Annotated in this window: 9 protein-coding genes; 2 read left to right on the forward strand and 7 right to left on the reverse strand. The window is 67.4% G+C overall.

From position 1 onward, the window contains the following. Nucleotides 1-130 precede the first annotated feature (130 nt). Nucleotides 131-1021 carry a helix-turn-helix transcriptional regulator gene (locus CFB45_RS36325; RefSeq protein WP_089429896.1) on the forward strand — a complete coding sequence of 297 codons (891 nt, stop codon included), beginning with the start codon at nt 131-133 and terminating at the stop codon, nt 1019-1021. A gap of 302 nt (nt 1022-1323) precedes the next feature. Here the strand turns inward: CFB45_RS36325 and CFB45_RS36330 are convergent, their stop codons facing one another. Continuing rightward, entirely contained in the window at nt 1324-2145 is an 822-nt protein-coding gene (locus CFB45_RS36330) for a helix-turn-helix domain-containing protein (protein WP_089429897.1), read from the reverse strand. A 107-nt stretch (nt 2146-2252) separates the two neighbouring features. Continuing rightward, nucleotides 2253-2627 carry a hypothetical protein gene (locus CFB45_RS38825; protein WP_144025273.1) on the reverse strand — a complete coding sequence of 125 codons (375 nt, stop codon included), beginning with the start codon at nt 2625-2627 and terminating at the stop codon, nt 2253-2255. Nucleotides 2628-3526: 899 nt separating this feature from the next. Between CFB45_RS38825 and CFB45_RS36335 the strand changes: the two genes are divergently transcribed. Next, nucleotides 3527-5275 (forward strand): cholesterol oxidase substrate-binding domain-containing protein, encoded by a 1749-nt coding sequence (locus CFB45_RS36335; RefSeq protein ID WP_089429898.1) that lies wholly within the window; start codon nt 3527-3529, stop codon nt 5273-5275. 350 nt (nt 5276-5625) lie between these two features. On the opposite strand, the gene CFB45_RS36340 is transcribed toward CFB45_RS36335, so the two are convergent. From CFB45_RS36340 to CFB45_RS36360, 5 genes are all read right to left on the reverse strand, one after another. Continuing rightward, nucleotides 5626-6444: an aspartyl/asparaginyl beta-hydroxylase domain-containing protein gene (locus tag CFB45_RS36340; protein ID WP_089429899.1), complete on the reverse strand. Its 819-nt coding sequence runs from the start codon at nt 6442-6444 to the stop codon at nt 5626-5628. Nucleotides 6445-6536: 92 nt separating this feature from the next. After that, nucleotides 6537-7784: an MFS transporter gene (locus CFB45_RS36345; RefSeq protein ID WP_089429900.1), complete on the reverse strand. Its 1248-nt coding sequence runs from the start codon at nt 7782-7784 to the stop codon at nt 6537-6539. After that, on the reverse strand, nt 7781-8224 hold the full coding sequence (locus CFB45_RS36350; RefSeq protein WP_089429901.1) for a GNAT family N-acetyltransferase: 444 nt from the start codon (nt 8222-8224) through the stop codon (nt 7781-7783). The genes CFB45_RS36345 and CFB45_RS36350 overlap by 4 nt, the downstream gene beginning before the upstream one ends. A gap of 7 nt (nt 8225-8231) precedes the next feature. Then, a complete protein-coding gene (locus CFB45_RS36355) occupies nt 8232-9677 on the reverse strand; it encodes a serine hydrolase domain-containing protein (RefSeq protein ID WP_089429902.1) in 1446 nt (481 codons plus the stop codon). Nucleotides 9678-9756: 79 nt separating this feature from the next. After that, a complete protein-coding gene (locus CFB45_RS36360; RefSeq protein ID WP_256976965.1) occupies nt 9757-11352 on the reverse strand; it encodes an MBL fold metallo-hydrolase in 1596 nt (531 codons plus the stop codon). Nucleotide 11353: the final 1 nt, after the last annotated feature.

Raw genomic sequence — 11353 nt, forward strand, 5'->3', positions numbered from 1 at the left:
ACCGGATTCGACGGCCGGCGATGCGTCTGTCCCGGCAAACCGTTACAGACGCATTCGCACGTGGGTGTTTAAATCATGTCGGCATCCATGCGCACACGCGCAGCTTCAACGTCTCATCAGGAATCCTTTCATGGAGTTCAGCAGATTGTTCGCACACGTCGGCGAAGCGATCTCGAGCAGCGGGAGCCGACGTTTTCCCCGAATGATGTACAACCTGATCGCCGCGGCGGTCCCCGTCGACGAGATCCGCATTTCGGAGCTGGCGGTCGACGACTCACCTGACGGCCATCCCGCGGTGCGCAGCCTCGGCGCGGTCGGCGCGGCGCTCGCGAAGGCCGGGGTGACCGCCGCCTGTTGCGGGCCGCAGATGCCGCCGCGCCCGGGGGCGAGCCCCCTGCACGTCGACGACACGCTCGCCGGCCACGGCCCCATCCACGCGCAGCTCGACCGCTTCATCGTCATGCAGGCGGCGGTCGTGTCGCCGCGTTACGCGCAATTCCACCTCGTGACCCGCAAGCGGGGCCACTGTTACGTGATCTCGTTGTATCGCACGTGTACGTTCGACGATTTCTCGCCGCAGGAGCGAACCTTCCTCAAGGAACTCTCGCACGTGCTGTTTCCGATCGTCGAGAGCCATGTCGCGGCGCTCGACGCGACGCCACCGGCCGCCCAAGTGACTATCGCCGCGCCGCCGGCGACGCAATCGGGCCGGGAGCGCGTGGCGCGGCGGTTCGCCGAGCGTCTGCGGCAAGCCGGCGTCAAGCTGTCGACGCGCGAGATCGAGGCATGCACGGCACTGCTGGCCGGCGACACGGTGCCCGCCATCGCCATGCGTTTCGCGCTGCGCGAAAGCACCGTCGAGACCTACCTGAAGCGGGCCGCCGTCAAGCTGGGCTTCAGCGGGCGTCATGGCCTGACGCGCTGGATGCTCGACGAGACGGCCGGGGCCGCGACGGAAGCGGGCGGGGACGGCATGCGAAGCGTGCGGCGCGACTACGCGTCGCCGCGCATCGGAACCTGAGGGCACACGGCCCGAACACGCCGATCCGGCGGCGCGGCGTGCGTCAGGCGCGGCACGCCAGGCACTTCAGCGCGCGCGACGCCGACGCAGGCGCAGGCGACGCGCGAAACTCCATGGGACGACTGCCGCCGGTTTCCATCTCGCGTCGCACGTCGGCAATCTAGCCGGCGCCGCAACCCGCGCTGCCGCACCCGGTGACATCGTCGTCATCGCCCGCGCCGACGCGCGTCGGCGCGGGCGCGTGCGGCAGCCTTCCAGGCTAGTCGGCCGGCGGTGTGTCGCACGTCGGCGGCGTGTCGGCGTCACGCCGCCGACGCGCACGGTACGGAATCGTCGATCATCCATTTCGTGAGCCCGTGCCGGCCGCTGATGCCGAGCTTCACCGCGGCGCGCTTGATGTACGTCTCGATCGTGCTCTCCTTCACACCGAGCTCGCCGGCCATTTCGCGCAGCATCTTGCCCGCGAGCAGGCCGAGGCACACTTCGTTTTCACGCGCCGACAGCACGACCCGCGCGCGCGCGAGCCGCGATTCGAACTCGTGGCGCAGCGCGTCGACGCCGGGCAAGCCTGCCGTCGCACCGGGCGCCGTCGCGCATTCGAGCGTGCCGTGCCGACGCGTCGACGCATGCCATTCGACGAGCGGCAACAGCGTATCGGCGAAATTCTTCAGGAACGACATCTCCTGCAACGAGAAGTCGCGATGCGATGCCGTGCGATGCAGCGAGATCACGTAGCGCCGATTCGCCTTGCCCGACACGAGATGGCACTGAAATCCGCCGCCCGGCCCGCGCGGCGGCGCGACGTCGCCGCCATTGCCACGCCGCAACAGCGGATTGATGTGAATGAGCTGCCGGTCGCAGGCCGCCAGGATCCGGTTCAACGGCGGATGCGCGGCCGGTTCCCGCTCGCCGTGCGCGGTCGGCGCGCCGCGCCCGTCGCCGCCCGGCGCGCCGAACGCGCCGAGCGATTGCACGCGGACGACTTCGCCCGCCGGCTCGTCGAGCGTCCATTCAGTCATCCGGGTGATCGCGAGCGGAATCGATTCGACCAGCAATGCATGCATGTCGGATGCGAACCGCTCACTGCCGGCGCTCGAAATCACCTTCCCGAGCTTCGCGAACATCTGACTCTCCTTGTTGTGCGTGCTTGAGGACCTGGCGCAACACCGGCGCGCGCGAGCCGGCACGGTTGGCGCGGCGCGCGTCGGGTCGCGCTGCGTCGCACGCGTTCTCAGGCGGGCAACGCGCGCCGCCGGCGCGCGATCCGGAACACGCCATGCGCGTGCGAATGATCGTCAGGCACGGCGAGCGCCACCGCGTCACCGACGATCGAACAGACCGATGACGAACGAGAAACAGGCACGATGTTTCCTCCGTATCGGACAGCGCGATGCGGCAGGCGTCGCATCGATGGACGTTCACGACGGGCAACGCTGCCAGCAGCCGAAACGTCCATTTCGGTCGATGCGCGTGGCGGGACGAAAACGCGCCGCCGACGGAGGTGCTGCAGACCTGAATCGGACAACCCGGCGCCGGCTCGAAGCAGGCGCGTTTCCGGCGTATTCAACGAAAAATGTCGATCAAAAAGCGAAACGATTCTTTCCATTGAATTTGATCCATGTATATCCCAGCCGCGTATGATAGCGATGATTTAAGACATTTGCAGTTAACCCGAAATTTATTTTTAAAACGACATCGCCCGATAACCGGAAATCGGCATTATTATCAACGCACGAATAAATCAACATTCGTTTACCACGAACTTTGGTAATAATCGGCCGAGCGACGCTTACCACGAATTTTCATCCGGGAGCGCTATTCGAGAGAGGAATTGTCGGATTTCACCAGCACCCCGCTCATCGAGCTGGCTTCAAGGCATATCTTCCGGACGTTATTTCGATTCACTCAACAATCGATTCAATATGCGCGACGGCAAAGCATAGTTTCCACCCCAAGCCCACGGCTGCTGGCCTCCGAGACCGGCGTTGCAAAAACACCCACAAAGGGCGAAGCCATTTCCCGTCATAAAATTTCCATATTAAATCAGTCGGAATTCGTCAATTCCACCGCTTGTCTCCCGATAGATAAATTGTTACGCTTTCGACCGAAATATACGACGCATCATCAATCAACCGTGAACTGCGGTCGGGTTTATTTAAAAAATCGAAACATGACGATTAATATTCACGTGAAATCATCTTTTATCGATTGCCGCGGCTAGCGCTTCGCCGCACGCGATTCCGTCGAATTTCCCTATCCGCTTGTCGACAGAACAGGCCGACGGCCAATTGCAGCAATCTCCCGGCGGTTTTTCGATTTCCTTTTAGACGCCCGTGGTGATGCGCGGCCCGCGCATTGCCGGACGCATCGTTCTTTTTCAATCCTGCCCGACCCGAGCGCAACGCTTCCCGAGCGTCACGCCTGCATCGATTGCCACACCAGTCTCAACGCGTCATTTGTCGTCTTTCCAATCTTCAAAACAATGCCGAAAAATTGGAGCACACCATGAGTCACGACTTCCGAGACGAACCCGCGCCGCGTCGCGCCTTCCTGGCCGACATGGCAAAACTCGCGGCGGCCGGCATCGTCACCGGCTGGACCCCGCTCTACCAGATCGCGGCACACGCGCGGACGGCCGGCGACACGCCGCCCGGCTTCCCGGCCGACATCCCGCTTTACAAGCAGGCATTCCAGAACTGGAGCGGCGAGATCGCCGTGCAGGACGTATGGACCGCCGCGCCGCGCTCCGCCGACGACGTCGTCGCGACCGTCAACTGGGCGCGCGCGAACGGCTACCGGATACGCCCGCGCGGCTACATGCACAACTGGTCGCCGCTGACGCTGGACCCGGGCGCCGGCGCCGCGAACCTCGTGCTGCTCGATACGACGAAGTCGCTGACGGCCGTCTCCGTCGACACGTCGGCACGTCCGGCGCGCGTCACCGCCCAAACGGGCGTCTCGCTGGAGTCGTTGCTCGCGACGCTCGAGCCATATGGCCTCGGCGTGATTGCCGCGCCGGCACCGGGCGACATCACGCTCGGCGGCGCGCTCGCGATCGATGCACACGGCACCGCCGTGCCGGCGGCCGGTGAAACCTTGCAGCCGGGCCATACATACGGCTCGCTGAGCAATCTCGTGGTCGCGCTCACCGCGGTCGTGTTCGATCCGGCCCGGCAGCAATACGTGCTGCGCCGGTTCGAGCGCGGCGATCCCGAGATCGGCGCGTTCCTCGCACACATCGGGCGGGCGTTCGTCGTCGAAGTCACGCTGACGGCAGGCCCGAACCAGCGGCTGCGCTGCCAGAGCTACGTCGATATTCCGGCATCCGAACTGTTTGCGCCGGCCGGCTCGACGGGCCGCACGATCGCGTCGTTTCTCGATCGTTCGGGCCGGGTGGAAGCCATCTGGTTCCCGTTCACGACCAAGCCGTGGCTCAAGGTCTGGACGCCGACACCCAGCAAGCCGTTCCTGTCGCGCGCCGTCACGCAGCCGTACAACTATCCGTTCTCCGATTCGATCTCGCAGACCATCTCGGATCTCGTCAAGCGGATCGTGATCGGCGGCGAAGGCGCGTTGACGCCGCTGTTCGGCCAGACGCAGCTGGCCATCACGACGGCCGGTCTCGCACTCACGCTCAGCGGGGACATCTGGGGCTGGTCGCGCACCGTGCTGCAGTACATCCGGCCGACGACGCTGCGCGTCACCGCGAACGGCTACGCGGTGCTGGCGCGGCGCGCCGACGTGCAGCGCGTGATCAGCGAATTCGTGCAGTTCTATCAGAACCGCGTCGACACGTACAAGGCGCGCAACGAGTATCCGATGAACGGTCCGGTCGAGATCCGCGTCACCGGCCTCGACAAGCCGGCCGATGCCGGCGCGGGCGCGGCCGTGCCCGCGTTGTCCGCGCTCAAGCCGCGTCCCGACCGGCCGGAATGGGATACCGCCGTGTGGTTCGACATCCTGACGTTGCCGGGCACGCCGGCCGCCGATCGCTTCTATCGCGAGATCGAGCAATGGATGCTCGCGAACTACACCGGCTCGTATGCGACGGTGCGCCCCGAATGGTCGAAGGGCTGGGCCTATACCGACACGGCCGCCTGGCAGGACGACACGATGCTCACCACCACGATTCCGAACCTGCATCGTGAAGGCCAGCCGCCGTCCAGCAGCTGGGATACGGCGCGCGCGACCCTCGAACGCTACGACCCGCACCGGATCTTCCGGTCGCCGCTGCTCGACCGGCTGATGCCGTAGGGATCCCGGCGGAAGCCGGCTGCCATGGCCGCCACGGAACGGATGACGATGCGCGAACCGTGCAGGTTCGCAAGGTCATTCAGGATGTGGCGGCCGGCAGGCTGGAACCGTGGCGAGCGGCGGAACGGCTGAATCGACGACCCGACAGGCTCGCCTGCGGGTCGCCAGGCCGCGGGAGCGCGGCCGCGAAGCGCTCCGGCCCATGCACGACTGTCGAAGCGATTGCCGGATGCGGCGCGTGATTCGACAACAGCACCGCGCAAAACCGCACCGGCCCCACTGCCATCGGTCGATCGTCAAAAGGCGACCGCCTGCCGCCGGTCGCCCGCAGCCGGTCGCCCCTCCCCGCCTTACGCCGCGGCCGCTTCCGCCCACGGCGGCCGGAAATCCAGCCCGAGATGCTGGCTGATCGCCGCGTCGAGCCGCTCCACCGCGTCCCGCTCGATACGCGTGATGCCCGGATGCCAGATGTCGACGAGCAGGCAAACCCGCGGCTCGTTGCTGTCGTTCCAGCTCTCATGCTCGAACGTATCGTCGAAAATGATCGCGCGCCCGTCCGGCCACTCGCGAATCTCGTCGCCGACGCGCAGCCGCGAACCGCGCGGCACGATCAGCGGAAGCTGGCAGGTCAGCTTCAGATTCGTCGTGTCCGTATGCGGCGGAATCCGCGTCCCGCCCTGGATCACCGAAAAGATGAAGGCGCCGCTCGGGCTGAGGAAGTCCTGCACCTGCCGCATCAGCGCCGCGGTGCGCGGGCAGCGGCGGCAATTCTCCTCGACCTCGGGCTCGCCCTTGCGCCTGAAATAGAACGACCCCCAGTCGTTGCGCCGGATCGATTCGAAACGCCCGGCCACCTGCTCTTCGTACGGCAGCAGCATCGGCGTGGTCACCTGGGCGAGAAACTCCTCGCGCAGCACGTCGACCGACGCCTCGAACGTCGACGTGAACGCCTCGAGCGCCGGATAGTCGGACGCCTCGTACCACGGCTTGCCGTCCAGCCCCGGGAAATAGAACAGCAGCGGCCGCTGATATTTCGGCAACGCGGGCAGCGGAACCCGCCCCGTGTTGATGTCGACGAACTCGATCACGCGTTCGAGCTCCGCGGTCCCGTACTGCGACACGAGCGCCTCCAGCGTCTCGTGAATCGCGATGCGCATCTCCTGTTTCAAAGTCGATCTCCTTGGCTATCGTGGGGTGACAAACAACAAAATTGCCGCTTCCGCATGACGCATCACACATGAATCGAAACGGTGCGCCCGGCCTACGCGCGCGCCGTCGTCTTCGCCTCCTCCATCGGGTCGGCGGCCCAGCCGCCGATCGACGCGCCGTACCCGGCCGCCGCCGCGACCAGCACGCCGACGCCGCACCACACCGCCTGCACGCCCCACTGGCTGACCAGGTAGCCGAGCAGGATCGACGCGATCATGCTGCCGAGCTGGAACACCAGCGAAAAGAACGAGACGGCGCGCGATCGCAACGCATCGGGCGTCCGGTGATGCAGCACCGCGTTGACCACCGCGCCGGCGATGCCGAGGAACAGCGCGACCCCGCTCAGCACGGCGCCGAACGCGACCACGTGATTCGCCCAGCGCGTCAGCACGAGGCTCGCGGCGAGCCCGGCGAACGGCAGCGACACGGCGAGCGCCGGCCGTGCGGCGCAATGCTTCATCACGCGATACGACACCCAGCCGCCCGCGCCCTTGACGACCAGCATCAGCGTGAGGAACAGGCCGAACGCCCAGGTCGCGCCATGCATCGGCACGAGCGTCTTCAGCACCACCGGCCAGTAGCTCTCCAGCACCGACACGACGCCGCCGAGCAGCATGCAGAGCAGGATCAGCGGCCGCACCGCGCCGCCGTGCCACGCGAAGCGCACCAGTTCGCGCAGGTCGTCGCGCATCCGGCCGGCCGGCGCGGCCTCGGGCGGCGCCTGCTCCGCCTCGGCGAAAAACCATGACGTCAGGCCCAGCAGCACGATGAACAAGCCGCCTGCGAGCGCCAGGCCGATCCGGTAAGGGTTGTCGAACAGCCGGCTGCCGATCAGGTCCGGGAGCACGCCGCCGACCAGCGACATGCTTGCCAGCCCGAGCGCGGAGGCCAGCTCCGCGCGGCCGAGAAAATAAGGAATCCGGTTCGTCTCGCCGTGCTCGCGCAGCAGGCCGACATACCACGCGTCGACGGTGCCGGAACTCATCGCGCGCGCGACGCCGAAGCTCGCCGCGGCGAGGTACAGCACCGGCTTCTGGCTGAAGCACAGCATCAGCGCGCAGCCGATGCTGTTCATCAGCAGCGAGATGCGATAGGTCCGGATCCGGCCCACGCGGTCGGCCATCGCGCCGAACGGCAGTTCCAGCGCGATGGTCGACAGGCTGAACACCGCCGCGTAAAGCCCGATCTCGAACAGCGTGAAATGGCTGTGCAGCAGGAACAACGTGACGACCGGCAGCACGAGGCCGAAGGTGCCCCACAACGCCGCCTGCTGCAGGCAGTACCGCAGGTGGACGGTCATCGGCCGTCCTTGCCGCCGGACTCGAGCAGCAGGTACTCGCCGTCTTCCGAGCTGCCGGCGCCGATCTCGACGAAACCGCACGCGGCATAGAACGCCAGCGCCGGCCCGTTGGCGCGCAGGCACTTGAGCCGGTAACGCGTGGCCGGCCAGCCCGGCAACGCGCGCAGCAGCGCCCGGCCGATGCCGCTCCGGTGGTGCGACCGGTGCACGTGCAGGTGATGGATGAAATGGTCGGGCTCCCAGACCGACACGAAGCCGGCGAGTCGCCCGCGGTCGTCCTCGGCGACCCTCAGCCGCTCGCCTTCCGTCTGGGCCTCGAAATCGGCCAGCTGGAACGCGCCGGCCGGCTGCCAGACGAAGGTCTCGCGGCGCGAGCGCAGGAACAGTTCGCACAGGGCCGGCGTATCGGCGGCCACGGCGTCACGTACGATGATCTTCATGATGCGCTTACCTCGCGGCAGTCGTGGTTGCCGGGCCCGCACAGCCCGGCAGGCTCGCCATCACGTCGGCGACGAAACGTTCGGTATCCCAACTGTGGTCCACCGTCGCGCCCAGCCGCGTGATGACCGCGCGGCACGACGGCACGATCACCACCAGCTGGTGATTGAAGCCGTCCATCATCATCAGGTCCGCCGGCAGCGACGGAAACCGGCGCGCGCCGCCGACGCCGGCGTTCAGCCACAGATGCGCGCCGAGCCGGCCGTCGTGCCGCGCCGCCTGGGGCGTCGCCATGAAGCGCACCCAGTCCGGCTCGACGATGCGCGTGCCGCGCCACACGCCTTGCTGCAGGATCAACTGGCCGAGCTTCGACCAGTCCCGCGCCGACGCCAGCATGTAGCTGCCGCCGACCAGCGTGCCCGACGCGTCGGGCTCCATCATCGCGGTGCGGATGCCGAGCGGCTCGAACAGCCGCGCCCGCGCGAACGGCACGACGTCGAGCGGCCGCGGCGAAATCGCGCGCGCGACGATCTTCGCGACCAGCACGCTGCCGCCGCTCTGGTAGTCCACCTCGCGGCCGGGCGCGACCTTCAGCGGCCGGCTCGCGACGAAGCGCGCCATGTCGGTCGACTGGTACAGCATCTTCGTCGTGTCCGAGCCGGGCAGATAGCCTTCCTGGTAATCCAGCCCGCTCGTCCATTGCAGCAGGTTGCGCAACTGGATCGCCTGGCGCGGATCGCCGGGTTGCGCCCAGTCGTCCAGCAGGTGATCCTGCGTGAGCGTCAGCTTGCCGTCGCGGGCCAGCACACCCGCCAGCAACGCGGTGACGCTTTTCGTCATCGACCAGCCGAGCAACGGGGTGTCGGCCGTGACGCCCGGCGCATACCGCTCGCCGACGAGCTTGCCATCCTGCCGCACGACCACGGCCAGCGTGTTGCGCAGCGACGCGGGCGACGGCTCCGCCATCGCGCGATCCAGCACGGCGCTCAGCGCCGGCAGCGGATCGGCCGGCGCGACATCGTCGGCGTTGCCGTAGTGGTCGACGTAGCCGGCATCGGCCGCGGCGGGCGGCAGCGCGAGGCCGCGGCCCGCCGCGCGCAATGCGTCGATCTCATCGGCCGGCGCGATCGTGCAGCCGAGGCCCGGCCGGTACAGCGCGACCGTCGAACGCAGCACGCCGAGCCCGGCGGCCTCGACGGTCTGTCGCGCCCGGTCGATCCGGTACGTGACGAAGTTGAACAACGGATTGATCGGCTTGACTTCGCGCGCGAACAGCGCACGTGCATCGCCGTCGCCGCCGGCGAGCGCGCGCGCGCACAGGTAGTGCGACGCGTAGCCGGTGGCGGCGGGCAGCGCCCAATACAGCAGGCCCGCGGCAATCACCAGCAACAGCACGGCCGTGGCGGCGAGCATCTTGAAGGCGGCAGCGACACGGGACGGATGACGATCCGGCATGGGAGTGGTTTCCTGGTTCGACGATTCGACGAGACGAGACGACACGACACGATGCGGACGGCCGCGTGGCCGCCCGCGCTCAGAGGATGATTTCCTTCTTCAGGTACAGCCGCTCGGACTGGATGTCGTGCGCGTGACAGCGGGCGATCAGCTTGTCCGATTCGACGATCGGCAGCGACGTCGGCGCGTATTCGATGCTGGAGATGAACTTGAGCCAAGGCTCCGCGCCCATCGCATAGACGAACACCTGGCGCGGCGCGAAGCACTCGACCAGCGGCCACGCGCGCTCGCAGTCGGAGCCGTTCAGCCGGCGGTTCTGGTCGAACTGCCGCCCGAGCGGCTCGTTCAGGAGCGCGCCGTACAGCCAGGACATCGGCGCGCCCTCGCATTCCATGCCGATGAACAGCGTGCCGATCCGGCCGATGCGCTGCGCGATACGCTGGTACAGCTCCGGCTGCAGGTTGTTCGAGTCGGCCGCGAACAGCATGCTCTTGCCGTCCACCTTCAGCGCGAACGCCATCTTCGCGGCGATATGCAGATCGCCGTGCTCGCCGAGGAATGGCAGCGCCACGATCTCGCCGCCCGGCACGGGCACGCTGTCCAGCTCGCCGACCTCGACCACCCGCTCGAACCCGCACGCCTCGAGCGCGAGCCGGATCGACGGGTCCTGCAGGAACCCGCCATGGCTGCGCGGCACCACCAGCGTGCCGATCCGGTGCCGCAGCTGCAGCAGGCTCTCGAGCACGATGTGATCCTGGTGGTTGTGGGTCAGCAGCACGTAGTCGATGCGCTCGGGCAGATCCGCGAACGTGAACGGATCGTCGCCCTGGCCGAGCGGATAGCCGACGATCGGATCGGTCAGCAGCGAAAATTCCGCGGTTTCGACCAGCACCGTCGCATGGTTGAAGTAGCGCACCCGCACCGGCTGCCCCGCGCGCGCCGGCGCCGACGGCGGGCGCGGCGGCGGCGCGTCGGTGAACCAGGTTTCGAGTGCCGCGCGCCGCTCGGCACCGCCCTCCGCGTGAACCAGCAGGCGGTCGATCAGGTCCGGCGCGGCGCCCGCGTGGCGAGCCGCGAACAGTTCGTCGTACAGCGCGTCGCGGAACGGCAGGCGGATCTGCACCATGTGCTCGTCGGGAAAGCGCGGCGTGCTGAGCATGAAGCTCCGGTCGTCGCTGGTCGCGAGGAAGCCGTTCACGCTCTGCAGCGCGTCGAGATAGCCGGCGCTGTCGTACAGCAGCCGCTCGAACAGCCGGTACGACGCGTGGCCGCGCAGGTCGTAGCCCAGCTCGACGAAGCCCTTCAACGGCTCGGGCACCCGCGCATACAGCGGCGACAGCGTGTCGCCGCCCCCTTCCCGCGCGAGCAGCTCGTCGAGCTCGCGCAGCGCGTCCGCCAGCGCCAGCAGCGGCGCGGCGCGCGTGCGGGTGTCGCGGATCAGCGCGTCGACCGCCGGCAAGAGCTCCCGGCCGCCGTTGAGGAACGGCCCGCCGGCCATTTTCGCGGCGGAACGCCGATGCAGTTCGGGTGCGCGGATGAAGGATTCCATGATGCGCAGGTGCACCTGCTTCATCACCAGCGCGCAGGTCGCCGGCTGCAGCAGGAACGTCCACGCATACCACTGATTGACCAGCGGTTCGAAGACGACGTTCGGTTTCAGGTAGATCTGGGTCATG

Origin of the sequence: Burkholderia sp. HI2500 (assembly GCF_002223055.1) — a bacterium.
GTDB lineage: Bacteria > Pseudomonadota > Gammaproteobacteria > Burkholderiales > Burkholderiaceae > Burkholderia.

What these genes read in the sequence shown, in the direction of transcription:
- CFB45_RS36325 (WP_089429896.1), top strand. Translation starts at nt 131, where the DNA reads ATGGAGTTCAGCAGATTGTTCGCACACGTCGGCGAAGCGATCTCGAGC.
- CFB45_RS36330 (WP_089429897.1), bottom strand. Translation starts at nt 2,145, where the DNA reads ATGTTCGCGAAGCTCGGGAAGGTGATTTCGAGCGCCGGCAGTGAGCGG.
- CFB45_RS38825 (WP_144025273.1), bottom strand. Translation starts at nt 2,627, where the DNA reads ATGGAAAGAATCGTTTCGCTTTTTGATCGACATTTTTCGTTGAATACG.
- CFB45_RS36335 (WP_089429898.1), top strand. Translation starts at nt 3,527, where the DNA reads ATGAGTCACGACTTCCGAGACGAACCCGCGCCGCGTCGCGCCTTCCTG.
- CFB45_RS36345 (WP_089429900.1), bottom strand. Translation starts at nt 7,784, where the DNA reads ATGACCGTCCACCTGCGGTACTGCCTGCAGCAGGCGGCGTTGTGGGGC.
- CFB45_RS36350 (WP_089429901.1), bottom strand. Translation starts at nt 8,224, where the DNA reads ATGAAGATCATCGTACGTGACGCCGTGGCCGCCGATACGCCGGCCCTG.
- CFB45_RS36355 (WP_089429902.1), bottom strand. Translation starts at nt 9,677, where the DNA reads ATGCCGGATCGTCATCCGTCCCGTGTCGCTGCCGCCTTCAAGATGCTC.
- CFB45_RS36360 (WP_256976965.1), bottom strand. Translation starts at nt 11,352, where the DNA reads ATGACCCAGATCTACCTGAAACCGAACGTCGTCTTCGAACCGCTGGTC.